We start from the raw sequence: 23,397 nt of genomic DNA, 5'->3' as shown, positions 1-23,397 counted from the left end.
TATCAGGTCTGAGCCTGCCACGCACGGGCAGCGACGAGCTCGGGTACCAATGTCTCGGTGAGCAGGCGGACATCGTCGATATCATCGCCGGGGTAGCGCACGCAGGTGGTCGCGCTGGGTACCTCACCGCCGACCGACACCACGGTGGTCTTCCGGGGTCCGGTCCACTCGGCCAGCTGCGCTTCCCATGCCGAGCCGGCGAAGACCAGCATCCGCATATCGGTGTTCTTGGTGCGGTACACGTCGACGTGGCTCCAATCACCGGTCTCACAGCCGATGGCCGATCGCCGCGGACCCTCCCGGAACATCAGTGCTCCCTGCTGGGCGGACGAGAGTCGGTGTGCCGGCGCGCAGAGATGTGTCTCGACCGGACCCAGCAGGCACTCGGAAACTACTGGAAGCCAGTCGACTTCGGAAGCAAGTAGGTGCTCACTGGCCCGTGCGGCCGTGCTCACCGTCGATGCCAGTTCCTCGGTGGACTTTCCGGTCAGGTGGCATTCGAGCGCCAGCAACAGCGCCACGGTGTGCTGGAAGCTGCGGCAGGCCACCCCGCCGAGCTCGGGTTCGGCCAGGAGATCGACGCTGGCCGAGCAGCGTTCGGTGATGGCCGATCCGGCGGTATTGGTCAGCGCCACCGTCGTGGTGGCCGGATCCAGGCGGTCCAGTGCGTCGAGTGTTTCTACCGATCCGCCCGATGCGGAGGTCGCCACGACCAGGGTGCCGGGACCCCAGGCCGGCAGTAGCTGCGACGACGCGATCTCCGAGACTGCACAGATACCACGCGCGCGCAATCGTGCGGCGGCCACGCCGGCTGCGTAGGCGGAGGATCCCATGCCGAGGAACACGATGCGCGATATGTCGTCCGCGATGACCGATGTCCACGGATTCGCCTGTGCCAGAGCCGTGGACAGCTCGGACAGCACCTCCGGCTTGCGGGCGAGGTCGGCGGCGAAAGCATCGGGGTTCATCGGCTCATCTCGTGGAGCAGGGCGGGTAAGGCGGAATCGGGAACATACATCCAGCGGGGCAGGTGGCGAGCGGCGTAGATGATCTCACGCAGCACCTGCTGCAACCGCAGGGCGGTGAGTGCAGCCTCGACATGCAGTGCAGCGTGCCCGTTCTCGGTGAGCCTGCTCAGGTAGGCGTCGTGCAGAGCAGTACGGGCAGCCAGGTCGACCGGTTGCAGCCGGTCGGGTGAGAGTTCGCCGCGGCGGGTCGCGACGATGGCGACATGTGCCAACGACTGGATGATGCCGGCAAGGTCCACTGCTGCCGGTGCGGGCAGGATGCGTTCGGCCGCCGGGAGAACCGGATTACCGTCGAAATCATTGACCAGCAACGTGTTGGTCGATCTGAGGATCTGACCGACGTGCAGATCCCCGTGCACATCCAGTATCGGCGCACCGGCGAGAGTGGCCAATCGCTGCAACGTGGTCGCGATGACGTCGGCGTGTCGGGTGAGTCGGTCTACCAGGTCCGGATCGGCCAGTCGGCGCGCGGTATCGAATGTCGCGAACGCATTGTCACGCCAACGAAGGGCATCGGTCTCGGTGGCGATGGTGACCGTCGCGGCCAACGCGGTATGCAGGTCGGCGATCACCTCTCCCAGGGATGCGCAGGTGCGCGTCACGGCGGTGGCATCACCCGTTCGTGCGGCGGCCACAAACAGCTCGACGGCCCACGTCCAGCCGTCGACGGCACCCGGGAGGAATCCGGTCACCGTCGCGACGAGTGTTTCCGGGCCGTCATCGGGTGCCCAGGTGATGATCCCCCACGGCGTGGGCATCGCGGTGAAGCCCGAAGCCGTCAGACTGGTCAGCCGTCCGGGGACGGGGTGCGGCCCGCGCTCCAGATGCGTCGCCCACTTCACCACCGCGGTGTCACCGACGATCACGGACTCGTTGGTCTGGTCGACCCCCACCGCGCGCTCGCCTTTCGGTACCCGTCCGGTAGCCCACGACACCACCCCGAAACGGCCGGTCGAGGTGCGGCCCGCGGTGCCCACGATCAGCTCGAGCAGGGCTTCGGACACGCCGTCACCGGGGCCGGCGCGGCGCAGCACGCCATCGCGGACCACCGGGACCGCCGAGAGCGCTCCGCCGCTGCTGATGATCGCGAGCGCATGCCGATCCCCCAGTGGCAGCAGATCGAGCGGGGCGGCAAGCGGATCGTCCGAATCCGAGATCACGGGTCAGCCGCGGTGTTCGAGGCCGACACGTTCGATCACATCGGCCGCCAGTCGGAGCCCGTCTCGTTCGCGGATCCTTTTCCCGATCTGTGAAACCCGTTCGCGCAGTTCGTGGTCGGCCAAGATGCGTTCCAGGGCGTCGATCAGATCGTGGTCGGCGAAGTGGTAGGTGTCCAGCCGCACGCCGAGATTCAACTCGTCGATACGCTGGGCGTTCTCGTACTGATCCCAGAACAACGGCAGGACGATCAAGGGCTTGCCGAAGTGCAGCGACTCGGTGGTGGTGTTGTTCCCGCCATGCGATATCACCGCATCGACCAGTGGGATGATCCTGGTCTGGGGCAACATCTGTGCGCCGACCATGTTGTCCGCCAGGGTGATCCGGTCGGCCTGCGGGCCTTTGCTGACGATGAAGCGGTGTGGCGTACGGCCCAGCACATCGACCAGTCGCTGCATCAGGGAGACGTCGGCGGCACCCAGCGAGCCGAGTGACAGATAGACCAGCGCGCTACCCGCCGGACGTTCGGCCATGCTCGGCGGGAGCTCATAGGCCTCGTCGGTCTCTCGGATACTGGAATCGACGCGCACCCAGGAATCGTCGAGTGCACGGCGGTCGACGTAATCGGCCTCGGCCGGATAGATGTAGATGGTTGCCGCGTTGTCGCGAGGCATGAACTCAAGCTCGGGAAGCTTCGGTCCACCCTGCGCGCGGACCCAGGCATCGAAGTCCGCCCACATCGGGCGCAGGACGCGGTCGAACTCGGCACGGTAGCTCTCCCAGGTGGACGGATCGGCGCTGGGAAGACCGGAGAATGGTGGAGGCACATCGGGTCCCGATACTTCCAGTGGGCTACACGAGATGAACCGGACGAAGGGTTTACCCGCGGTCGTCAGCGCGGGGAAGAGGATGACATTGTCTTCGACGATCACGTCGGGCCGGTGCGTGGCGATGATGTCACGCAGCCGGGACTCGCTGTACTTCGCGCCGTCGATCAGCGCCTGGAACGTCGGCGCGATGAAGGTCTCGATCTGCTCGATGGTCGGCTTGGCGAACTCGGGTGCGGTGCTCGCGATGAAGTCCGTCCAGAACTGTCCGGCATCGGCGTCGGCATCCTGCGGGCTCGGCTCGGCAAGATCGACCAATTCTTCGACGAAGCCGTACTTTTCGATCTTTCCTGCCCAGGACGACTCGGCGGCGAAGATGATGCGGTGGCCGCGTTCCTGCAGCTTCGCCGCGACACCGATGCACTGGTTGGTGGGTCCGTAGGCGGACTCCGGCCAGAACATGATGGTCAGTGGTGTGCTCATCGTTTCTTCCTTTCACCATGTTCTGTGCGGGGCAGTGGGTGGCCGGTCGTCACCCGCGCATAATCGAGGATGAGTTCGGTCGAGGCATCGGCATCGAGGCTGGGATGGCGGGCCACCATCCGATAGCCGTAGGCGTCCTCGAGAGCGACGATGTTGCGAGCGATGGTCAGCGACGGGGAGGCGAGGGTGAAGGTGCCCTGTGCCGCACCGGATTCGAGGATGACCTGGTACATCGCGACCTGCCGATCGAACAACGCGGTGAGCAGTACCCCGTAGGTGGGGTAGCGGCCGGCAGCGCCACCGAGTTCGCACAAGAGCTTGACCGCCGGATCATCGGAATCCACCGGGAGGCCGGATTCGATGGTGACGACCAATCGTCGGTCGGGTTCGGCAATACCTTCGATGGCCCGTAACCGGTCGTCGTAGAACCGTTCCATCCCGGCGCGGTTGGCCTCGACGAGCAGGGTCTGGACGTCGGGAAAGTGATAGAGGACCGCCCCGGAGGTCAGTCCGGCCTCGGCGGCGACCTGGTTGAGCTGCACGTCGGCACCGTGTTTCATCACGGCACGCTGCGCCGCGTCGAGCAGCTTCGCCCGTCGTTCTGTGCGGCTGACCGGCACGGCGGTTCTCCTCAGTCGTTGTCGACATCACTGTGCCAGATAACCGACGAGTGCGGGAACAAAATTTGAACAGTTACTCAGGTTTTACATCGCGAGCCCGCCTCACGTGCAATGTTATGAATTGATGCCATTGAATTTCAGTGCAACTATGTTCGCGATCATGCAGCAGAGATACCGGAGCGCACCATGAAACCCGACGCCGACGAGTTGCGCGATGCCCTGCCGCGGCCCGTCTGGTGGGACGGTGTCGAGTCGGGGCCGCGCAGCGCACCGTTGACCGGTCGGCAGCGCGCCGACCTGGTGATCGTCGGTGGCGGATACACCGGGCTCTGGGCGGCCATCGAAGCGTTGACCGAGCGCCCGGACCGCCGCGTCATCGTGCTCGAACAGGACTGGGTCGGCTCGGGTGCCTCCGGCCGCAACGGCGGTTTCGTCTCCGAATCCCTGACCCACGGCATCGCCCACGGTGAAGCGATGTGGCCCGATGAACTCGACGAGTTGCAGCGTCTCGGCCGGGAGAACGTCGAGCAGATCGTGGAACTGCTCGTGCGCCACGATGTCGACGTCGATCTGCGCATGGTCGGCAAGACCACGCTGGCAAGGACCCCTCACGACGCCGATGCCCTTCGGGCAGCGGTGGCGACGTACACCCGCCGCGGCGAGGAGGTGCGCTTCCTCGACCGCGACGAGGTGCGCGCCGACATCCATTCCCCGGCCTTCGTCGGGGGACTACGGATATCCGGCGGCGGGCTCGTCGATCCGATGGCGCTGACCCAGGGTCTGCGTTCGATCGCGGAGACGCTCGGAGCGGCGGTCTTCGAGCGATCCGCAGCGACCGGTATCGAACGGTCGGGCGCCGGACTGACGGTGCATTGCGCCGACGGGCGCGTCGACACGTCACAGGTCTTGCTCGCCTCCAACGCCTATCCGCCGCTGCTGCGGCGGCTACGAGCCTGGATTCTGCCGGTCTACGACTATGTACTCGCCACGGCACCGTTGACCGGCGAACAGTTGGAATCGATCGGTTGGGCGGAGAATCAGGGACTGACCGACGCGGGAAATCAGTTCCACTACTTCCGGCGGACCCGTGACAACCGGATCGTCTGGGGCGGATACGACGCGATCTATCACTTCGGCAATGCCGTGCACAGCAAGCTCGAACAACGAGACGCCTCCCATCGTGTTCTGGCACAGCACTTCCGAGAGACATTCCCCCAGCTGCGCACGCTGCCGTTCACCCACCGGTGGGGCGGGGTCATCGACACCACGACCCGGTTCACCCCGATCTTCGGGACCGCATACCGTGGCCGCCTGGCATACGCGGTCGGCTTCACCGGCCTGGGCGTGGCGTCCACCCGATTCGGTGCCCGGGTCGCGCTCGACCTCTTGGATGGACGTCTGACCGAACGAACAAGACTGAAGGCGGTAACCGGCACCGCGGTGCCATTCCCGCCTGAGCCGCTGCGCTGGCCTGCCGTGCAGCTCACCCGCGCCGCACTAGCGCGCGAGGACGAAACCGGCACGAGGGGAACGCTCTTGCGCACCCTCGACCGATTCGGTGTCGGCTTCAACAGCTGAGGAGAGACCCATGACCACTGGACGTTTTCATCGCGGCCGCAGGGCGGACGGATCCGGGCATCAGCGGGTGCTCATCGACCCCGCCAGCGCAAAGCCCACCGCCACCGTCACCGAAGCCACGGTTGCCGAAGCGGCCGCCGCGGTGACGGCGGCGACCGAGGCGTTCGGCGACTGGTCGCAACGTACCGCCGCCGAACGTGCGCGGGTGCTGTTGAAGTGGGCCGATCTGATCGATGCTCACTCGGACGAGTTGACCGCTATCGAGGTGGCCGAAACGGGTAAGCCGGAAGCGGTCTTTCGCGATGGCGAACTGCCTTTCGCGACGGACAATCTGCGGTTCTTCGCCGGTGCCGGCCGATCACTCGAAGAGACGGGCGCCGGGGTTCTCAGCGCCGGTTACACGTCGATGATCGTGCGCCGACCAGTGGGACCGGTGGTGGGCATAGCCCCGTGGAACTTCCCGATGATCATGGGGCTGTGGAAGATCGGCCCCGCGCTGGCCGCCGGGAACACCATCGTCATCAAACCGGCGCCGACGACCCCGACAAGCACGCTCTACATCGCCGGACTCGCCGTCACGGCCGGTATCCCGCCCGGCGTGCTTGAGGTGGTCACCGGTGGTGACGATATCGGGCAGGCATTGGTGGCCGACGAGCGTATCCAACTGATCTCGATCACCGGCTCCACGCGCGCCGGTCGGCAGGTGATGTCGTCGGCCGCAGTCCGCGGTGCGCGGGTCCACCTTGAGCTCGGCGGAAAAGCTCCCTGCTTGGTGTTCGAGGACGCGGATCTGGATGCCGCCGCACACGGTATCGCCATGGGGGCGACATACAACTCCGGCCAGGATTGCACGGCCGCCACGCGTGTCTACGCCCACACATCGGTCTTCGACGAACTGATGGATCGCCTCGTGCGTGTCTTCGGTGAGATCCGGGTCGGCGATCCACGTGATCCGCGTACTGATATCGGACCTTTGGTCAGTGTCGAACATCGCTGCGGTGTACATGATTTCGTGGAACGTGCCGTCGCCGCGGGTGCCACGGTCCGGGTGGGAGGCGTCATTCCGGAAGGAGTCGGTGCCTACTATCCGCCGACGTTGATCACGGGGGTAGAGCAGTCTGACGAGATCGTGCAGAACGAGGTGTTCGGTCCGGTGCTGGTCGGGCTGCCGTTCGCCGACGAGGCGGACGCGATTCGGTTGGCCAACGACTGTCGGTACGGTCTGGCCTCGTCGGTGTGGACAACCGATGTGGCCCGGGCACTACGGGTCGCGCACTCCATCGACGCCGGCGTCACCTGGGTCAACGACCACCTCCCGATCGCCTCGGAAGCGCCGCACGGCGGCGTGAAGGCGAGCGGATTCGGCAAGGACATGAGCCAGGCCGCGGTTGCCGAGTACACGGTGGCCAGGCACATCATGGTCAAACATGCGCCCCGCGCGGCGCATGATTCGTTCCGTCCATCGTGAAAAGCGCTGTGCCACAAGTCTGAATATGCGTGAAGTGCAGCTCCGGAGCGATCCTGCGGTCGGTCCGGAGCTCTGCATGCGTGCTGATCTGGCTAGAATATGTTGACCTCGAACAATTTTCGTCTATCTGATGCGGCGACGCACGTGTGCGGCTAGCGTGTGAACCACGCCGAAGATCCGTGAGAACACTTCCGGAACAGAGCGATACGCGACAATGGCCCATTCCGGGGCCGCACCTGCTTGATACGCCCGACATCGATGTCGGGGATTCGTTTCTGAGAACACTGGAGGATCGCATGGCGACCAGGGATGATCCCGCTGCACTGCATTCGGTAGACGAAGTGCTGCCTCGGAAGATGCGCTGGTTCGACGGTTTCGCCATGGCCATGACGATGCCCGCGGCACTGGTGGCCACCTTGGGCGCGTCGATCGCCGGCCTGGGCGGCTGGGGTGCGGCGGTGTTGTGGGCGATCTCGATGGCGATTTCGATGGCAGTGAACTGGATCTACATCGAACTGGCTGCGATGTTCCCGGATGCCTCCGGCGGTATCTCGGGATACGCGGCCGAGGCATGGAAGAAGCGGGTCCCGTGGTTCGCCCCGTTGGCGGGCGTGGGTTACTGGCTGCCGTGGGGATCGAATCTGGCCACGTACGGGTCGTTCACCGGCCTGCTCGTACAGTCGCAGTGGTTCCCGGAACAGCAGTGGGCGATGGACTTCGGGCCGCTGCATCTGAGCTTCCCGATCGTCGTCGGGCTGATCGTCATCTTCGTGCTGTACGGGATCAACATCGTCGGAGTACGGGTCACGATGGCATTCGTCTATGTGACCGCCGCAATCTTGATGGTGCCACTGGCGGTATTCGTCGTACTCCCGCTCTTCAGCGCCGACTGGGCACCCATGGATCTGACCTGGAATCTGCACGGGTGGGAGGGCCTGCACACGGCGATCGTCTGGCTGTACGTGATGGCATGGACGACATTGGGTATCGAAGTCTGCGCGACGTTCGCCTCGGAGTACCGTGATCCCGTCCGCGACACCGCGCGCGCGATCCGCGCCTCCGCATTGTTCTGCCTAGGGGTGTTCTTTCTCGTCCCGCTGACGCTCGGCGGATTCGCCGGAGAGCAGGCGATCAGCGAGAACCCCTCGACATTCTTCGTCGCCAGCTTCTCGCAACTGACCGGCGCCGGCGCGGACGTAATGGTGTTGTGCCTCATCGCATCACTGGTGCTAGTGATGTTGACCTCTGTCGCCGACGCCTCCCGGGTGCTGTTCAACATGGGCAAGGAGGGCATCACCGTCCGGGCAATGGGCAAGCTCAACAGCCGGGGTGTACCGGTGCGGGCGCTGAATGTGATGTTGGTGCTCAATATCGTTCTGCTGGTGGTGCTTCAGCAGCCCCTGGCCATCATCGTGACCGGCAATCTCGGCTACATCCTGGCCCACGTGCTGGCTCTGGCCGGCTTCGCGCTGCTGCGGAAGGACCGTCCAGACGCGGCCAGGCCCATTCGGTTGCCGCGCGCCTTCGTGCCGCTGTCGGTGGCTCTCTCTGCCCTGCTCGCGGTGCTACTGGTGGTGGGAGCGACAGGGTTTTCCATCACCGGATACGGCGGCGTGTTGGAGCTGGGTATCGCGTTGTCGATCCTCGCCGGCGGTGTAATGCTGTGGTGGTTCGTGCAACGTCGAGGTCCGGCGGACGCCGATCAAGGGAGCGCGTAGTCCATCGGCGGCCCGTTGAGGTTCGTGGCCTCGCGATGGACGACCGTGGTGGCAATCTTCTCATCGCCTCGGGCGACGCCGACGATCGACACTTCGTCGTTCACCGCGAACGCCGCAGCGGTCCCGCCGACCTGACTGCCGCTGGCGGTTATCCCGTGGGTCTGATCATCGATGCGGAAGGTACGTGCCACCCCGTCGGGGCCCAACGCCGTCAGGGACGTCGGCGACACGGCGATCAGTCGGCCGTCCTGCATCACGGGTTGGACGATCACGGGTTGGACAGCGTGGGCCACCGGGATGGCAGCCGGTTGCAGCGGAGCCGGTTGCTGCGTACCCATCGCGTGCATCACCAGCGCGGTGGCCACCGCAGCGAACGCGACGGCGAAGGAGATCGCCAGGCTGATGGTCGTGCTGCGCGGCGTGCGTCGCGCATGCTTTCCCTGTCGCATGTGTGTTGACCTCCTCCGGTTGACCGCGGGTTACCCGGAGCCGGGTGGCGAGTAAACGCGGCGCGGCGGGGTAGTCCTGCGCCATGGCAAAGATCGGGTACTTCCTCTCCAGCGAGCAGTTCACCCCTCAAGAGCTTGTTGACCAGGCAAAACGTGCTGAGGACGCGGGTTTCGAGGCACTCTGGATCTCGGATCATTTTCATCCGTGGAACGACGAACAGGGGCAGAGCTCGTTCGTCTGGGGTGTCATCGGTGCGTTGTCGGAAGCCACCTCATTGCCGGTGTCGACCGCAGTGACATGCCCGACCATGCGGATCCACCCCGCGATCATCGCCCAGGCGGCGGCAACCGCCGCGGTACAGCTCGACGGGAAGTTCGTGCTCGGTGTCGGCAGCGGCGAGGCTCTCAACGAGCACATCCTCGGTGACCCGTGGCCCTCGGTCGGTGTGCGGCTGGAGATGCTGGAGGAATCCCTCGAGGTGATCCGCTTGCTTCTCGGTGGTGACGAGGTCAGCCACCACGGTGTGCACTACGAAGTGCAGGAGGCGCGTATCTACACCCGTCCGGAGCAGCCGCTGCCGATCTATGTGTCCGGATTCGGTCCGCAGGCCGCCGAATTGGCAGGCCGCATCGGTGACGGCTACGTACTGGTGACGCCCGAAGCGAATCTGGTCGAGATCTTTCGGGAATCAGGGGGCGGTGACAAGCCGGTACAGGCGGGCACGAAAGTGTGCTGGGATCGAAACGCCGATGTGGCGGTCGACACCGCGCACCGGATCTGGGGTAACCAGGGCCTGCCCGGTCAGACGGCGCAGATCCTTCCGCGGCCAAAGGATTTCGCTGCCCTGCAACAGTTGGTTCCCAAATCCGAGATCGCCGAATCGGTGGCCTGTGGGCCGAATCCGGATCAGCACGCCGCGCAGGTCCGTCAATATCTCGACGCGGACATCGACGAGGTCTACGTCTCACAGATCGGTCCGGATATGGACGGCTTCTTCGCGGCCTGGCAGCGCGATGTACTACCCCAGCTGCGCTGACGGCGCATCGGCCATCAGGCGGGCAGCGCCTGCTCGCCGATGCCGATGGTGATGCGCGGCGACGCCGCCGGATCGAGCCACTGCAGTAGCGCCCGCATATCGTCGCGGGCCACGGCGATACAGCCCCAGGTGGGTTCGCCGTCGGTCACATGGAGAAAGATGCCTGCCGACCGGCCGGGGATCCGGGCGGGGTTGTGGTCGATCAGCACGGCGTAGTCATACATCGCACCCGAAGAGCCCAGATTCTCCGCGTCCTTGGACGGCTTGGTCGGTGAGCGCACAAGGGTGTTGTAGGTGGGAGAGTCGACGTCCTCATCCCACCAGTCCTGGTCGTCCACGCGCGTGTAGGGCAGTGCGGTGCCCGGATCGGGTTCGCGTCCGAACGCCATCCCGAGCGGGAAGGTGCCCAGCGGAGTGCGGAAGACGTCATCCTGAGGCTCACCCACACCCAGTTCCCCGAGATCGGCCGGTATCGGCCCGATCACCTGCTGCCAGTCGCGGCCGACCATCTCGTAGGCGGTGAGCGTCCCGACCGGCGAGTCCGCACTCGGTGCCTGCACCGTGATCAGCTGGGACTGTGTCGGCTGGGCCGACGCGGGCGGTGCGGTCATCATGCCGAGCAGCACAAGCGCGGCGCCGGATGCCAGTCGTCGCAGTTCCTTGCCCATACCGTGATGTCCTCTCGTGGATCCTTTCCCCATTGTGCGTGTCCGGCCGGATAGCTTTGCACCCATGCCGATATCCGGGACGACACCGAGCGCCGACGCGACGCGGGCAGCCGAGGCGTGGTTTCTGCACCGGGGCCTCCCGTCGGCGGTGCCGGCACGGGCCCGGTGGCGAGGTGTTCTGCCGCGCTCGGCCCCCGGGTTGACCGCGTGGGCCGTGCTGATGCTGCTGAGCCTCGTGGTGACCATCGCCTCGGGTGACCGTGATATCGACATCGATGACGACCCGACGATGTCGCAGTGGGCGGCTCTGGGCGTGCTGGTGTGCATCCCGATCGCGATGGCGCTCGCCGGATATGGTGTCGGACGGATTCACGGCGCCGGCGGCCGGAGGCTCGCCGCGGTCGGCGCGGTGGTGGTCGGTGTCTGCTCGGATTGGCCCGGTGATGATGTGGCCGATGTGCTGCGGGATATCGCGGTCGATCTGTCCGTGGTTGCGGGCATTCTGATTGGTACCGGAACCGGTGTCGGATCGATTCTGGGCTGGTCGGCCCGCGTCGCGGTGCGCCAGCTCCGCTCGGCGGGACGACTCATCGTCCGAGCGTTGCCGGTGGTGCTGCTCACGGTGCTCGTGTTCTTCAACTCCGTTGTCTGGGCTATCGCCTCGAACCTCGATGTGGCGCGGATGACGCTGCTCGTGGGCTTCCTGGCTGTGATCGCGATGGGGTTCCTCGTCTCGGGCATCAGCGACCACCTGCCGACGACCGCCGGATCGGCCGGGCACGAAGGTTTGGCCGATACAACGTTTGCGACGATGCCACAGGTTGCGGAAAGCGGCCCGCTGAGCCGCGGTGAGCGCGCCAATCTCCTTCTGGCGGCCACCATCTCACAGGTGACGCAGATGGTGATCCTCGCCGCGATCACCGGTGCGGTGTTCTTCGCCATGGGCTTGATCGTGTTGAACCCCGTGGTGTCCGAGAAGCTCACCGGCGGTGCCGGCACGCAGAGCGTCTGGTTCGATGTGACGTTACCGGTGTCGGTTGCGCACCTGCACGTCACGGCATTGTTGACGGCTCTGACGTTCATGTATGTCAGCGCGCGGGCGGTCGGCGACGGTGAGTATCGCAGAGACTTCCTCGACCCGCTGCTGGCGGATATGGAGTTGGCGGTCGCTGCCCGACACCGTTACCGGGCCGTCTCGGGCTGACGATAAGCACCGACTTCGACGCTCTACCGCAACGGCCGGATAATCGATTTCCCGACCGATGCCTGCGCGCCTACCCTGGAAGGCCGCACCGCATCGCGCGTGCGGTAATCCAGGGAGTTTGATTTGAGTACCGGGCCCATCGTGCGTACCGAAGCGCTGCCGAAAGCCCCGCCGAGCGCGGCGGTGATCATCGCGTTGCTGGTGTTCTCCGCCTTCGTCATGATCCTCAACGAGACGATCATGAGCGTCGCGTTGCCGGTGCTGATCGTCGACCTGGACATTGCGGCTCGTACCGCCCAATGGTTGACAAGCGGCTTCTTGTTGACCATGGCGGTGGTCATCCCCATGTCCGGCTCACTGCTGCAACGCTTCTCGGTACGCACCATCTTCACCTCCGCGATGTCACTGTTCAGCGCCGGCACCTTGATCGCCGCCATGGCTCCGGGATTTCCGGCCCTGTTGGCCGGTCGTATCGTTCAGGCCTGCGGCACGGCCGTGATGGTGCCGCTGTTGATGACGACGGTCATGAAACTGATCCCCGCCGAGCGGCGCGGGCAGACGATGGGCACCATCTCGATCGTGATCGCGGTCGCCCCCGCGATCGGGCCGACACTGTCCGGCATCATCCTCGGATCGCTGAACTGGCGGTGGACGTTCTGGATCGTGTTGCCCATCGCCCTGCTCGCATTCGCGGCAGGTCTGGCGTGGTTGCGCGTCGCCGATGATCGGGAACAGCACACCCCGATCGACGCAGTATCGGTACCGCTGTCGGCAATTGCGTTCGCCGGCTTGGTTTTCGGACTCTCCGAACTCGGCGGTCACGGTGGGCAGGGCGTGCCGGCATGGATTCCGTTGGTGGTGGGAACGGTTGCCATGCTCGCCTTCGGGGCGCGTCAGCTGCAGTTGCAACGGGTGCAGCGCGCATTCCTGGACCTGACGCCTTTCACGTATCGACGGTTTGCGGTATCGGTGGGTCTGGTGGTCATCGGTTTCATGGGCCTGTTCGGCGCAATCATCATGATCCCGCTGTACGTCCAGGATGTGCTGGGGCGCAGTGCTCTGGCCGCGGGGCTGACGAGTCTGCCCGGCGGTCTGTTGATGGGAATGGCTGGGCCACTGGTCGGTAGGGTGTACGACCGCCACGGAGCGCGCAGGCTGGTGGTGCCGGGCTCGATCATGTTGTTCCTGGCGTTGTGCGGCTTCGCTCTGATGTCGGCCGCCACGCCCCTCTGGGAACTCGTTGTGTTGCAGACGATCATGATGGTCGGCCTGGCCATGATGTTCACACCGCTGATGACGGATGCGCTCGGCGTGCTACCGGATCGGCTCTATTCGCACGGCAGCGCCATCATGACCACCTTGCAGCAAGTGGCGGGCGCCGCCGGCACCGCCCTGTTCGTGACCGTCATGGCCAAGGCGTCCACTTCTGGTGGCGCCCCGGACATGCCGGGTGTGCACGCGGCGTTCGTGGCAGCGGCCATCATCGGTGCGGTCGCGGTGGTGGGCGCCTTCTTCACCGCCGCGCAGCCGAGCCAGGCCGGTGGCACACCGGTGCACTGATATGCCTGCCGCTGTCTAAACCCCGATCCGGGTCATGATGACCTCGGCGACTGTTTCGACGACGGCATGGGTTTGTGGGTCGTCGGCGGCCTCGTATCGGTCGTCGGCGGCGAGGTAGTGTGCGCCAGCGATCGACCCGTGGTCGGCGGCCACCTCGATGACCTCTGCGGGCCAGCCGATGACCCGTAACTCGGTCGCGAACTCGATCGATGCCGATGCCGGCACCACGGCATCTGCGTCCCCGGTGAGCAAGGTGAACGGGGTGGGTGTGGCGCCCGCCGGCGCCCCGGACTGTACAACGCCGCCGGAGATCGGGTCGTCGGCCCAGAATGCGCCACCGAGACATACGGTATGTCCCACTGCGATATCGAGTTCCGAGGCACGCAAGGTCAGGCCTGCCGCGGCGACACCGCCCAGCGACCAGCCGATCACGGTGAGGGCGCTTCCTGCTGCCTGTTGCGTAGCGAACCGTGCCGATGCCAGGAGATCGGCACGTCCCGCATCGAGTGCATGGGAGTCCCAGTCGGCGGCGATGACGGCCAGGCCGCGCTCGGCGAGGACTTCGGCCAGCGTTCGGACGGCCGAACGGGAATCGGTCTGCGTGCCATGCCACAGCAATGCGGTCGCCGGTCCCGGGGTGCCGTAGACGTCGGCGCACCGGCCCGGCGCGTACTCCACGGTGCGCACCGGCCGGCTCACGAATGCGGGGTCGGGCTCTGGGTGGACTCCCATTTGGATTCCAATGTCCGCTGAGCCGGGGTCCCGGCGGCCAGCTCGAGCTGGAACGTCTCACCGTCGTCGGTCTCGAACGTGACGAGGTAGCCCGCGTCCACCTCTTCCTTGTGCACCACCTTGTGGGCGCCCGCGCGGTCGGCCAGCGAGACGATGTCGCCGGGTGCGACATCGTCGATGACGCCGTTCGTAGATGTATCGGTCGTGTCGGTCATTGTGCAGCGGTAGCCGGAAACGCCCATGGCCAAACGCCCGCAGGTCAGGTGGCGTCTTGCCGATGCGACCGCTCCACATTAAGGTTTCGGCCAACCGAAATTTCCGAGTGGAGTGAGCGAAATGACGATGGGTCGGTCGTGGGTCACCCGATGTGTGGCGGCCGCGATCGTTGTGCTCGTGGCGGCGGGCTGCGAGGCCGGCGCGGACTCCAGGTCGGGGGATCGGCCGACCGTCCTCACCACCTTCACGGTGCTGGCCGATATCGCGGCCAACGTGGCCGGCGAGCATCTGAACGTCGAGTCGATCACCAAACCCGGCGCGGAGATCCATGGCTATGAACCCACGCCAGGTGACATCAAGAAGGCGGCCAGGGCAGATCTGATCCTGGACAACGGCCTGAATCTGGAGGCGTGGTTCGCCAAGTTCGTCGACGGTATCGACGTCCCGCATGTCGTGGTCAGCGACGGGGTAGCCCCGGTCGACATCGCCGATGACGCGTACGCCGGCATGCCGAATCCGCATGCATGGATGTCACCGCTGAACGTCCAGAAGTACGCCGACAACATGGCGGAGGCCTTCGCCACACTCGATCCCGCGCATGCCGGGGACTACCGGGCCAACGCCGCCGCCTACCGCGGCCAACTCCAGCAGGTCCACGACGAACTGGTCAGCGAACTCGAGTCACTGCCCGCCGGGGAGCGCGCACTGGTGACCTGCGAGGGCGCCTTCTCGTATCTGGCCCGCGATGCCGGCCTGACGGAGAAGTACATCTGGGCGGTCAACGCTGAGCAGCAGGCCACTCCGCAACAGATCGCGTCGGCCATCGACTTCGTCAGGACCAACAATGTGCCTGCCGTGTTCTGCGAGTCGACGGTGTCCGATGCCGCCATGCAACGGGTCGTGGAGGCGACCGGTACGACCTTCGGCGGCGTGCTCTATGTCGACTCGCTCTCTGCGGCAGACGGACCCGTCCCGACCTATCTTGATCTGATCCGGCACGATGCAGACACCATCGCGACCGCACTGACCGCCAACCGGGTGCCGTGATGGTCCCTGCGCTTGAGGTGGACTCGATCACGGTGCGGTACGGACCCGTCCTGGCCCTCGGGAATGCCACGGTGACCATCGAACCGGGTCGCGTGTGCGGTCTGGTCGGGATGAACGGATCCGGAAAGTCCACGCTGTTCAAGGCCATCATGGGCCTGGTGCGCCCGGACGACGGCGCGGTGCGGATCTTCGGGCAGGATCCGGCGCGTGCCCGAAAGACGGGCGTGGTCGGGTACATGCCGCAGAGCGAGGCCATCGACTGGGCCTTCCCGCTATCGGTCCACGATGTCGTCATGACCGGTCGGTACGGGCGGATGGGGCCGACCAGACGGGCGCGCACCGCGGACAAACGGGCCGTCGACCAGGCATTGGAGCGCGTCGAACTCGGCGAGTACCGCCATCGCCAGATCGGGCAGCTCTCCGGCGGCCAGCGCAAGCGGGCCTTTCTGGCGCGGTGTATCGCTCAAGAGGCCGAACTGCTGTTGCTGGACGAACCTTTCGCCGGGGTGGATACCCGCAGCGAAGCGACCATCAGCGCCCTGCTGCGCAGCCTTGCCGACGGTGGCGTCACCATTCTGGTGTCCACACACGATCTGCGGGCGCTTCCCGATCTCGCCGATGAGGCCGTGCTGCTGATGAACACCGTGCTCCTGCACGATCGTCCTGACGTGGTGCTGCAACCACAGAATCTTGCGCGCGCCTTCGGGCTCGGCGCGACCGATGCGGATGCCCGATGAGTGTCCTCGATTTCCTCGCCGAGCCGCTGCAGCTGGAGTTCATGGTGCGGGCCCTCGCGACAACGTTGATCGCCTCGGTCGTCTGCGCCACACTCTCGTGCTGGCTGGTGTTGATCGGCTGGTCGCTGATGGGCGACGCGGTCTCGCACGCGGTGTTGCCCGGGGTGGTGCTCGCCTACATCCTCGGTGCCCCGTTCGCCCTGGGCGCCATCGTCTTCGGGTTCGCCGCGGTGGCGCTGATCGGTGTGGTGCGAGATACCAGCCGCACCAAGGAAGATGCCGCCATCGGCGTGGTCTTCACGACGCTGTTCGCGTTGGGTTTGGTCCTCATCTCGATCACGCCGAGTCAGATCGACTTGAACCACATCATCTTCGGCAATCTGCTCGGGGTTTCCCGGTCGGATCTCCTGCAGGTCGCGGTGCTCGGCGCGATCGTGCTCGCAGTGTTGGTCGTCAAGCGCCGCGATTTCACGTTGTACGCCTTCGATCCGAGCCACGCCCACGCGGTCGGCATCAGCCCCCGGGTGCTCAGCGCGGCCCTGCTGGGGTTGCTCGCGCTGACATCGGTCGTCGCACTGCAGGCGGTCGGCGTCGTTCTGGTCGTGGCGCTGCTCATCACTCCCGGCGCGACGGCGTACCTGTTGACCGACCGGTTCGGTCGGATGTTGGTGATCGCGCCGGCCATCGCGTCCGGTAGTGCGCTGGTCGGGTTGTACGCCAGCTACTACCTCGACACTGCTTCCGGGCCCATGGTGGTGCTCATCAACGGCGCCGCGTTCGCGATGGCCTACCTGTTCGGTCCTCGGCACGGTCTGCTGGCGACCCGACTGCGTTCCACCGCACGCTGATTCGGGTCACGCCGGCCGGCCAGGCACACCCAGCGCCAACACCGCGACGTCGTCATCGACCCCGGAGCCCATTTCGGCCAACAGAGCACGGATGGCATCGACGATCTCGGCGGGACCGGTGGGCGTGTGCGTGGCGGCGAAACGCAGCAGGGCCTTGCCGTCGTCGTCGAAGCGTTCGGTACCTGGCCCGACGCGTGCGTCCGGCAGACCGTCGGTGTACAGCACCAGGGTGTCCCCGGGGCCGAGATGCATTCGCACAGAAAGAAAGTGTGGGTCCTCGACCAATCCGACGGCCTGGCCGCCGACGGTGTCGACGTAGTAGGCCTGACCGTCTGCGCCGAGCAGCAGCGGCGGCGGGTGCCCGGCGCTGGCGAGTTCGACATCGAAGCCGGACCCACGCCGAGTCAGGTTGCCATAGACCACCGTGCACATCCGGTGCGCCGCCACCTCGAGCCGTTGATGGAGCACGGTGTTGAGGTTCTGCAGTACGCGGAGGGGATCGGCGTCGAACACTGCAGCCGAACGCAGCACGTAGCGGGTCAACCCGGTGATCACCGCGGCGTCGACACCCTTGCCCGAGACATCGCCGAGGAAGAACCCCCAGGTATCGGTGGACAGCGGAAACAGGTCGTAGAAATCGCCCCCGACGTCTTCGTCGGCGGCGGCATGGAAGTGGTCGGCTGCGTGGAGCCCGGCGGGCGGCGACAACAGCGGCGGGCGCAACGAGCGGCGAAGGGTGTCGGCAAAGGACCGCGCCCGTTCCCGTTCCTGCTCGGCGCGGCGCCGCTGCTCCAGCAGCTCGCGCTCGTACGCGCGCCGGTCGCTGGCATCGACGGCGGTGACGCGCCACAGCTCGGGCTGGCTACCGGAGGCGGGTTTGACGTTCGCGGTCAGGAACATCGGCAGTCGTGAATCGTCGGCGGCGCGCAGATCGACGGTCACCCCGTCCAGGGCTCCCGTCATCCGCAGCATCGGAACGAAGTGCGTTTCATAATGAATCTGGCCGCCCACCGTGAGCAGGTCGGCGAAGAACCGATCTCGCAGTGACTCCCGCGGATAGCCCAACCAGCCGGCGAAGGTGGCATTCGCGGCGATGATGCGGCCATCCGCCGCCAGCAGCACGTGCCCCGACGGCGAGTCATCCCAGAAGTCCGCGGCGCCCGGCTCGGTCATGTCCGGATGGCGAAGTCCGCTATGGCGATTGCGGTGGCCTCTGGAGCGCTGACATGCGGGCAGTGACCTATCGCGTCGAGGGTGACCAACGTGCTGTCCGGCACGTGCCGGTGCACGAATGCGCCCACCTCCCGCGGCGCGATGACATCCTGTGAGCACTCGATCACCAGCGTCGGCACCGGGATCTTCGCCAGATCGGAGCGGTTGTCCGAGAGGAAGGTTGCCCGCGCGAACACGCGTGCCCGTTCCGGGTCCGTTCGGCAGAAGGCCGCTTCGAGTTCATCGTGCAGATCGGGCCGGTCGGGATCGCCCATGATGACCGGCGCCATGGAACTGGACCAGCCCAGATAGTTGGCGTCCATCGATTCCAGCAGCTCGTCGATGTCATCGGGGGAGAAGCCGCCCCGGTAGTCACCGTCATCGATATAGCGCGGCGACGGGGTCACCATGACCAGCTTGGCGAACCGATCGGGCCGGTCGATGATGGCCAGCGCCCCGATCATGGCGGCCACCGAATGCCCCACGAAGATCACCTCGGTGAGATCGAGCTCCTCGACGATGTCGAGAACATCGTCGGCATAGCCGGACAGCTGCGCGTACCGCTCCGGGTCCCAGGCCGCCGGGTCCGAGGCCCCGGAGCCGACGTGGTCGAAGAGCACCATCCGGAACCGCGAACGCAATCCTTCGACGACCGGACGCCACAGGTTCTGATCACACCCGAACCCGTGCGCCAGGAGCAGCACGGGCGCATCGGCGCAGCCGACCTCGGTGATGTTGTTCCGCACGCGCGCGCTCATGATCGCTCAGCATAGGGCGCGCCAGGAATCAGTCGGTCACCTGTTGGAATACCGTCACCGACCGCGCGGCGACCTTACGCGCCGCTCCGGCAGGCACAGCCTCCTCGGCCACCTCCGGTGTGGCCGCGGTGTCCACCACCGGCGCCCAGGCCTGCCCGAACTCGGACGGGGGCAGCGTGAACTCCATCGGCTCGTGATGTCCGTTGAAGCAGACCACGAACGAATCATCGGTCACCCGCTGGCCACGCACATCCAGATCGGGTATGCCGTTGCCGTTCAGGAAGATCGCGATGGATTTGCCGAACCCGGTGTCCCAGTCCTCGTCGCTCATCTCCGATCCGTCGGGGCGGAACCAGGAGATGTCGGGCAGTGCCTCGGACCCGCGCTGGCGCACCGGGCGGCCATTGAAGAACCTGCGGCGGCGGAACACCGGGTGCTCGGCGCGCAGCTGTGCCAGTTTGGCGGTGAAATCCAGCAGCCCCTGATCGGCATCGGCCCAGTTAACCCAGGTGATCTCATTGTCCTGGCAGTACCCGTTGTTGTTACCACCTTGGGTGCGGCCGAGTTCGTCACCATGGCAGATCATCGGCACGCCCTGCGACAACAGCAGGGTGGTCAGGAAGTTGCGTTCCTGCTGGGCGCGCAGCGCCAGGACCTCGGGGTCGTCGGTGGGGCCTTCGACTCCGCAATTCCACGACCGATTGTGGCTCTCGCCGTCGTTGTTGTCCTCGCCGTTGGCCTCGTTGTGCTTTTCGTTGTAGGACACCAGGTCGCGCAGGGTGAATCCGTCGTGGGCGATCACGAAGTTGATCGAGGCGACCGGTCGGCGCGCGGTGTGCTCGTACAGATCGGCCGAGCCGGTGAGCCGGGACGCGAACTCACCGAGACTGCCCGCCTCGCCGCGCCAGAAGTCGCGCACCGTGTCGCGGTATTTGCCGTTCCACTCCGTCCACTGGGGTGGGAAGTTTCCCACCTGGTAGCCGCCCGGCCCCACATCCCAAGGCTCTGCGATCAACTTGACCTGGCTGACCGTGGGATCCTGCTGGACGAGTTCGAAGAATGTCGACAGCTTGTCCACGTCATAGAACTCACGGGCCAGCGTGGAGGCCAGGTCGAAGCGGAACCCGTCGACGTGCATCTCGGTCACCCAGTAACGCAGCGAATCCATGATCAGCTGCAGCGAGTGCGGGTGGCCGACGTTGAGGCTGTTGCCGGTACCGGTGTAGTCCATGTAATAGCGCTTGTCATCATCGACCAGTCGGTAGTACGCACAGTTGTCGATGCCACGCATCGACAGGGTCGGGCCCAGATGGTTGCCCTCGGCCGTGTGGTTGTAGACCACGTCGAGGATCACCTCGATGCCGGCCTCGTGCAGAGTGCGCACCATGGCCTTGAACTCCTGAACCTGACCACCGGGGGTCGAGCTGGAGGAGTACTTGGCGTCGGGGGCGAAGAAGCCGATGGTGTTGTACCCCCAGTAGTTGGACAGGCCCTTGTCGATCAGCGTCGAGTCGTTGGCGAAGTGGTGCACCGGCATCAGCTCGATCGCGGTCACGCCGAGAGACTGCAGGTGGGCGATGATCGACGGATGCCCGATCGCGGCGTAGGTGCCGCGAATGGCGTCCGGGATGTCCGGATGAGTCTGGGTCAAGCCTTTGACGTGGGCCTCGTAGATGAAACTGTCGGCGTATTCACGCTGCGGTGGACGGTCCACGCCCCAGTCGAAGTACGGGTTGATGACCACCGACTTGGGCATGCTGGCGGCCGAGTCCGCGTCGTTGCGGCTGTCGGGTTCACCGAAGTTGTACCCGAAAAGCGACTGGTCCCACTGGAACGTTCCGTCGATGGCCTTGGCGTAGGGGTCCAGCAGCAGCTTGTTCGGATTGCAGCGGTGTCCGTTGGCCGGGTCGTGCGGTCCGTGCACCCGATACCCATAGCGCTGACCAGGCTCGATGGTCGGAAGAAAGCCATGCCAGATGAACCCGTCGACCTCGGGAAGCCGGTAGCGCGTCTCGTTCCCGTCGGCGTCGAACAGGCAGAGCTCGACCTTCTCGGCGACCTCGCTGAACAGGGCGAAATTGGTCCCGGAGCCGTCGTAGGAGGCTCCCAGTGGATAGGCCTTCCCGGGCCACACCTCCTGGGTCGGTGTGGACGGTGTCGGGTCGAGCGTTTCCGGCATGGGGTTCCTTCTCTGTCGAACTCTGTCGGACACATCGCAATGTTCAGCTTCGATGACGAACGTGCGCGTGGCTCCGGAGCACGGGAGTACCCGTTGACGGCCGTGTCTATTCTGCGAGTTCCATCACGACCGGTACGGACCCGATCGCGCATCGCCGCGTCGTGACACAACCCTGCACCATCGGCCCCGGTCTCGCCACCTGCCTCCATCCCGGTCGGAATCCCGAACGTGCCCGTGTCGCCGAAGGTGCTGTGCAGAAACAGGATTGATGGCGCGCACGGCGCGTCAATGTTTACGCTGGCACAATGCTGACCGAACTGGTCTCCCTCCCGGGTGGCACCTACCGAATGGGGTCGACCGCCTTCTATCCCGAGGAGGCCCCGGTCCACACCGTCACGGTCGGGCCGTTCCAGATCGAACGCCATCCGGTGACCAATGCGCAGTTCGCCGAGTTCGTCTCGGCCACCGGGTATCTGACCATTGCCGAGCGTCCCTTAAAGCCGGCCGATTTTCCGGGTGTTCCGGCGAGCGACCTGGGCCCGGGCGCCCTCGTTTTCCGGCCGACGGGCGGTCCGGTGAACCTCGCGGACTGGCGGCAGTGGTGGGTCTGGGAACCGGGCGCGTGCTGGCGGAGGCCCTTCGGCGGCGACTCGTCTCATGCCGACCGTCCAGACCACCCCGTGGTACAGGTCGCCTACCCGGATGCTGCCGCATACGCCGCCTGGGCGGGCCGCCGACTGCCCACCGAATCGCAGTGGGAGTATGCGGCGCGAGCGGGTTCCGACACCACGTATGCCTGGGGTGAGCAGGTGTGCCCGGACGGTCGACTGATGGCGAATACCTGGCAGGGGCGATTCCCGTATCGCAACGACGGCGCACTGGGCTGGTCGGGCACCTCTCCGGTCGGCGCATTCCCGCCGAATGATTTCGGTCTCGTCGACATGATCGGCAATGTGTGGGAGTGGACCACCACCCGGTTCAGTCGACACCATCGCGTCGACGGTGGCGCCGACAATGGCTGCTGCCCGCCATCACCGTCCGGTGACCCGACCGTCAGCCAGACGCTCAAGGGCGGCTCACACCTGTGCGCACCGGAGTACTGCCATCGCTATCGACCGGCGGCACGCTCTGCTCAGTCCCAGGACAGTGCGACCACCCATATCGGCTTCCGCTGTATAGCCTGACAGGCTGTTGGCGGCGTAAAGCCGTTCAGGACAAGGCCATCCATGCCCCGAGGCCGACCATCACCACCGCAATCACGATATCGAGCACGCGCCAGGTGGCCGGTTTCGCGAACAGGCCGGCCAGCTTGCGCGCCCCCAGACCCAGGCTCGTGAACCACAACGCGCTCGCGACGACGGCGCCCGCACCGAAAAGCCACCGCTGCTCGTGGTGCTCGTTGGCAAGAGATCCCAACAGCACGACGGTGTCCAGGTAGACATGCGGGTTGAGCCAGGTCAAGGCCGCCGCAGTGAGCAACACTTCGATGAGTCGGGTCGGGGTCTGCTCGGCCGGCGCCAATCCGCTCGGCCGTAGCGCGCGGCGTGCGGCCAGCAGGCCGTATCCGATGAGGAAGGCCGCGCCGCCGAGTTTGACGACGGTGATGGCGGTGGGGTGGGCGGTGACGAGCGCGCCGACGCCGGCGATGCCCGCCGCGATCAGGATCAGGTCCGACACCGTGCACAGTGCGATGACCGGCACGACATGCTCGCCGCGGATGCCTTGACGCAGCACGAACGCATTCTGGGCGCCGATGGCGGCGATGAGCGCCATGGTGGTCAGGAAGCCGACGAACAGCGGTGAAGCCATGGTGACGACGCTAAGCTTCTGCGGGTATCCAGTACAGCTAATGATTCTTACATTGGTTAAG

At 65.7% G+C, this 23,397-nt stretch carries 22 protein-coding genes; 10 read left to right on the top strand and 12 right to left on the bottom strand.

All coding sequences use genetic code 11. The features are described 5' to 3' along the window. Positions 1-2 precede the first annotated feature (2 nt). From PGN27_RS12790 to PGN27_RS12775, 4 genes are read right to left on the bottom strand one after another with little or no spacing between them, the layout of a single operon-like run. The gene (locus PGN27_RS12790) at positions 3-968 is read right to left on the bottom strand and encodes an SIS domain-containing protein (RefSeq protein WP_335326452.1); all 966 of its coding nucleotides are present in this window, start codon (positions 966-968) and stop codon (positions 3-5) included. Next, the gene (locus PGN27_RS12785) at positions 965-2,188 is read right to left on the bottom strand and encodes a glucosamine kinase (RefSeq protein WP_335326451.1); all 1,224 of its coding nucleotides are present in this window, start codon (positions 2,186-2,188) and stop codon (positions 965-967) included. Before PGN27_RS12785 ends, PGN27_RS12790 begins: the two co-directional genes overlap by 4 nt. Positions 2,189-2,191: 3 nt before the next feature. Next, entirely contained in the window at positions 2,192-3,496 is a 1,305-nt protein-coding gene (locus tag PGN27_RS12780) for a nucleotide disphospho-sugar-binding domain-containing protein (RefSeq protein ID WP_335326450.1), read from the bottom strand. Continuing rightward, entirely contained in the window at positions 3,493-4,116 is a 624-nt protein-coding gene (locus PGN27_RS12775; protein WP_335326449.1) for a TetR/AcrR family transcriptional regulator, read from the bottom strand. The genes PGN27_RS12780 and PGN27_RS12775 overlap by 4 nt, the downstream gene beginning before the upstream one ends. Positions 4,117-4,302: 186 nt before the next feature. Between PGN27_RS12775 and PGN27_RS12770 the strand changes: the two genes are divergently transcribed. The 3 genes from PGN27_RS12770 to PGN27_RS12760 all read left to right on the top strand — a co-directional run bounded on the left by PGN27_RS12770 (position 4,303) and on the right by PGN27_RS12760 (position 8,880). Next, positions 4,303-5,694: an NAD(P)/FAD-dependent oxidoreductase gene (locus PGN27_RS12770; RefSeq protein WP_335326448.1), complete on the top strand. Its 1,392-nt coding sequence runs from the start codon at positions 4,303-4,305 to the stop codon at positions 5,692-5,694. Between the two features lie 10 nt (positions 5,695-5,704). Continuing rightward, the gene (locus PGN27_RS12765; protein WP_335326447.1) at positions 5,705-7,162 is read left to right on the top strand and encodes an aldehyde dehydrogenase family protein; all 1,458 of its coding nucleotides are present in this window, start codon (positions 5,705-5,707) and stop codon (positions 7,160-7,162) included. A gap of 296 nt (positions 7,163-7,458) precedes the next feature. Continuing rightward, on the top strand, positions 7,459-8,880 hold the full coding sequence (locus PGN27_RS12760) for an APC family permease (protein ID WP_335326446.1): 1,422 nt from the start codon (positions 7,459-7,461) through the stop codon (positions 8,878-8,880). Here the strand turns inward: PGN27_RS12760 and PGN27_RS12755 are convergent. Next, on the bottom strand, positions 8,865-9,329 hold the full coding sequence (locus tag PGN27_RS12755) for a hypothetical protein (protein ID WP_335326445.1): 465 nt from the start codon (positions 9,327-9,329) through the stop codon (positions 8,865-8,867). The genes PGN27_RS12760 and PGN27_RS12755 overlap by 16 nt on opposite strands. 83 nt (positions 9,330-9,412) lie before the next feature. Between PGN27_RS12755 and PGN27_RS12750 the strand changes: the two genes are divergently transcribed. Then, a complete protein-coding gene (locus PGN27_RS12750; protein WP_335326444.1) occupies positions 9,413-10,366 on the top strand; it encodes a TIGR03557 family F420-dependent LLM class oxidoreductase in 954 nt (317 codons plus the stop codon). 14 nt (positions 10,367-10,380) lie between these two features. Here the strand turns inward: PGN27_RS12750 and PGN27_RS12745 are convergent, their stop codons facing one another. Next, positions 10,381-11,034, bottom strand: coding sequence for a L,D-transpeptidase family protein (locus PGN27_RS12745; protein ID WP_335326443.1), 654 nt, complete (start codon positions 11,032-11,034; stop codon positions 10,381-10,383). A 64-nt stretch (positions 11,035-11,098) separates the two neighbouring features. Here PGN27_RS12745 and PGN27_RS12740 point away from each other — a divergent pair, with 64 nt between their 5' ends. Together PGN27_RS12740 and PGN27_RS12735 are read left to right on the top strand one after the other, a co-directional pair. After that, a complete protein-coding gene (locus tag PGN27_RS12740; RefSeq protein WP_335326442.1) occupies positions 11,099-12,238 on the top strand; it encodes a hypothetical protein in 1,140 nt (379 codons plus the stop codon). Positions 12,239-12,361: 123 nt separating this feature from the next. After that, complete coding sequence (locus PGN27_RS12735) at positions 12,362-13,798, top strand: DHA2 family efflux MFS transporter permease subunit (protein ID WP_335326441.1); 1,437 nt, start codon at positions 12,362-12,364, stop codon at positions 13,796-13,798. A gap of 15 nt (positions 13,799-13,813) precedes the next feature. Here PGN27_RS12735 and PGN27_RS12730 read toward each other — a convergent pair whose 3' ends face one another. Both PGN27_RS12730 and PGN27_RS12725 read right to left on the bottom strand, forming a co-directional pair. Then, complete coding sequence (locus tag PGN27_RS12730; RefSeq protein ID WP_335326440.1) at positions 13,814-14,530, bottom strand: alpha/beta hydrolase family protein; 717 nt, start codon at positions 14,528-14,530, stop codon at positions 13,814-13,816. Beyond that, a complete protein-coding gene (locus PGN27_RS12725; protein ID WP_335326439.1) occupies positions 14,494-14,745 on the bottom strand; it encodes a hypothetical protein in 252 nt (83 codons plus the stop codon). The genes PGN27_RS12730 and PGN27_RS12725 overlap by 37 nt, the downstream gene beginning before the upstream one ends. Before the next feature lie 121 nt (positions 14,746-14,866). Here PGN27_RS12725 and PGN27_RS12720 point away from each other — a divergent pair, with 121 nt between their 5' ends. From PGN27_RS12720 to PGN27_RS12710, 3 genes are read left to right on the top strand one after another with little or no spacing between them, the layout of a single operon-like run. Then, complete coding sequence (locus PGN27_RS12720; protein ID WP_335326438.1) at positions 14,867-15,793, top strand: metal ABC transporter substrate-binding protein; 927 nt, start codon at positions 14,867-14,869, stop codon at positions 15,791-15,793. Next, positions 15,793-16,530, top strand: coding sequence for a metal ABC transporter ATP-binding protein (locus tag PGN27_RS12715; protein ID WP_335326437.1), 738 nt, complete (start codon positions 15,793-15,795; stop codon positions 16,528-16,530). Before PGN27_RS12720 ends, PGN27_RS12715 begins: the two co-directional genes overlap by 1 nt. Further along, entirely contained in the window at positions 16,527-17,378 is an 852-nt protein-coding gene (locus PGN27_RS12710; RefSeq protein ID WP_335326436.1) for a metal ABC transporter permease, read from the top strand. The genes PGN27_RS12715 and PGN27_RS12710 overlap by 4 nt, the downstream gene beginning before the upstream one ends. Positions 17,379-17,384: 6 nt before the next feature. Here the strand turns inward: PGN27_RS12710 and PGN27_RS12705 are convergent, their stop codons facing one another. The 3 genes from PGN27_RS12705 to glgX are packed head-to-tail and all read right to left on the bottom strand — an operon-like array spanning position 17,385 to position 21,527. Further along, the gene (locus PGN27_RS12705) at positions 17,385-18,551 is read right to left on the bottom strand and encodes a SpoIIE family protein phosphatase (RefSeq protein WP_335326435.1); all 1,167 of its coding nucleotides are present in this window, start codon (positions 18,549-18,551) and stop codon (positions 17,385-17,387) included. Further along, entirely contained in the window at positions 18,548-19,348 is an 801-nt protein-coding gene (locus tag PGN27_RS12700; RefSeq protein ID WP_335326434.1) for an alpha/beta fold hydrolase, read from the bottom strand. Before PGN27_RS12700 ends, PGN27_RS12705 begins: the two co-directional genes overlap by 4 nt. A gap of 28 nt (positions 19,349-19,376) precedes the next feature. Beyond that, positions 19,377-21,527, bottom strand: coding sequence for a glycogen debranching protein GlgX (gene glgX / locus PGN27_RS12695; protein WP_335326433.1), 2,151 nt, complete (start codon positions 21,525-21,527; stop codon positions 19,377-19,379). Positions 21,528-21,832: 305 nt separating this feature from the next. Here glgX and PGN27_RS12690 point away from each other — a divergent pair, with 305 nt between their 5' ends. Then, positions 21,833-22,711, top strand: a complete 879-nt coding sequence (locus tag PGN27_RS12690; protein ID WP_335326432.1) for a formylglycine-generating enzyme family protein — start codon at positions 21,833-21,835, stop codon at positions 22,709-22,711. Positions 22,712-22,736: 25 nt separating this feature from the next. Here PGN27_RS12690 and lysE read toward each other — a convergent pair whose 3' ends face one another. Then, entirely contained in the window at positions 22,737-23,336 is a 600-nt protein-coding gene (gene lysE, locus PGN27_RS12685) for an L-lysine exporter (protein WP_335326431.1), read from the bottom strand. Between the last annotated feature and the right edge of the window lie 61 nt (positions 23,337-23,397).

Origin of the sequence: Mycolicibacterium neoaurum (assembly GCF_036946495.1) — a bacterium.
Lineage (GTDB): Bacteria > Actinomycetota > Actinomycetes > Mycobacteriales > Mycobacteriaceae > Mycobacterium > Mycobacterium neoaurum_B.
The sequence above is the reverse complement of the archived record's forward strand: the minus strand, read 5'-3'. Positions and strand labels throughout refer to the sequence as shown.

Coding starts and splice junctions, on each gene's coding strand:
- PGN27_RS12700 (WP_335326434.1), bottom strand. CDS start 19,348: ATGAGCGCGCGCGTGCGGAACAACATCACCGAGGTCGGCTGCGCCGAT.
- PGN27_RS12715 (WP_335326437.1), top strand. CDS start 15,793: ATGGTCCCTGCGCTTGAGGTGGACTCGATCACGGTGCGGTACGGACCC.
- PGN27_RS12780 (WP_335326450.1), bottom strand. CDS start 3,496: ATGAGCACACCACTGACCATCATGTTCTGGCCGGAGTCCGCCTACGGA.
- PGN27_RS12690 (WP_335326432.1), top strand. CDS start 21,833: ATGCTGACCGAACTGGTCTCCCTCCCGGGTGGCACCTACCGAATGGGG.
- PGN27_RS12760 (WP_335326446.1), top strand. CDS start 7,459: ATGGCGACCAGGGATGATCCCGCTGCACTGCATTCGGTAGACGAAGTG.
- PGN27_RS12705 (WP_335326435.1), bottom strand. CDS start 18,551: ATGACCGAGCCGGGCGCCGCGGACTTCTGGGATGACTCGCCGTCGGGG.
- lysE (WP_335326431.1), bottom strand. CDS start 23,336: ATGGCTTCACCGCTGTTCGTCGGCTTCCTGACCACCATGGCGCTCATC.
- PGN27_RS12730 (WP_335326440.1), bottom strand. CDS start 14,530: ATGGGAGTCCACCCAGAGCCCGACCCCGCATTCGTGAGCCGGCCGGTG.
- PGN27_RS12765 (WP_335326447.1), top strand. CDS start 5,705: ATGACCACTGGACGTTTTCATCGCGGCCGCAGGGCGGACGGATCCGGG.
- PGN27_RS12790 (WP_335326452.1), bottom strand. CDS start 968: ATGAACCCCGATGCTTTCGCCGCCGACCTCGCCCGCAAGCCGGAGGTG.
- PGN27_RS12750 (WP_335326444.1), top strand. CDS start 9,413: ATGGCAAAGATCGGGTACTTCCTCTCCAGCGAGCAGTTCACCCCTCAA.
- PGN27_RS12770 (WP_335326448.1), top strand. CDS start 4,303: ATGAAACCCGACGCCGACGAGTTGCGCGATGCCCTGCCGCGGCCCGTC.
- PGN27_RS12745 (WP_335326443.1), bottom strand. CDS start 11,034: ATGGGCAAGGAACTGCGACGACTGGCATCCGGCGCCGCGCTTGTGCTG.
- PGN27_RS12725 (WP_335326439.1), bottom strand. CDS start 14,745: ATGACCGACACGACCGATACATCTACGAACGGCGTCATCGACGATGTC.
- PGN27_RS12710 (WP_335326436.1), top strand. CDS start 16,527: ATGAGTGTCCTCGATTTCCTCGCCGAGCCGCTGCAGCTGGAGTTCATG.
- PGN27_RS12740 (WP_335326442.1), top strand. CDS start 11,099: ATGCCGATATCCGGGACGACACCGAGCGCCGACGCGACGCGGGCAGCC.
- PGN27_RS12720 (WP_335326438.1), top strand. CDS start 14,867: ATGACGATGGGTCGGTCGTGGGTCACCCGATGTGTGGCGGCCGCGATC.
- glgX (WP_335326433.1), bottom strand. CDS start 21,527: ATGCCGGAAACGCTCGACCCGACACCGTCCACACCGACCCAGGAGGTG.
- PGN27_RS12755 (WP_335326445.1), bottom strand. CDS start 9,329: ATGCGACAGGGAAAGCATGCGCGACGCACGCCGCGCAGCACGACCATC.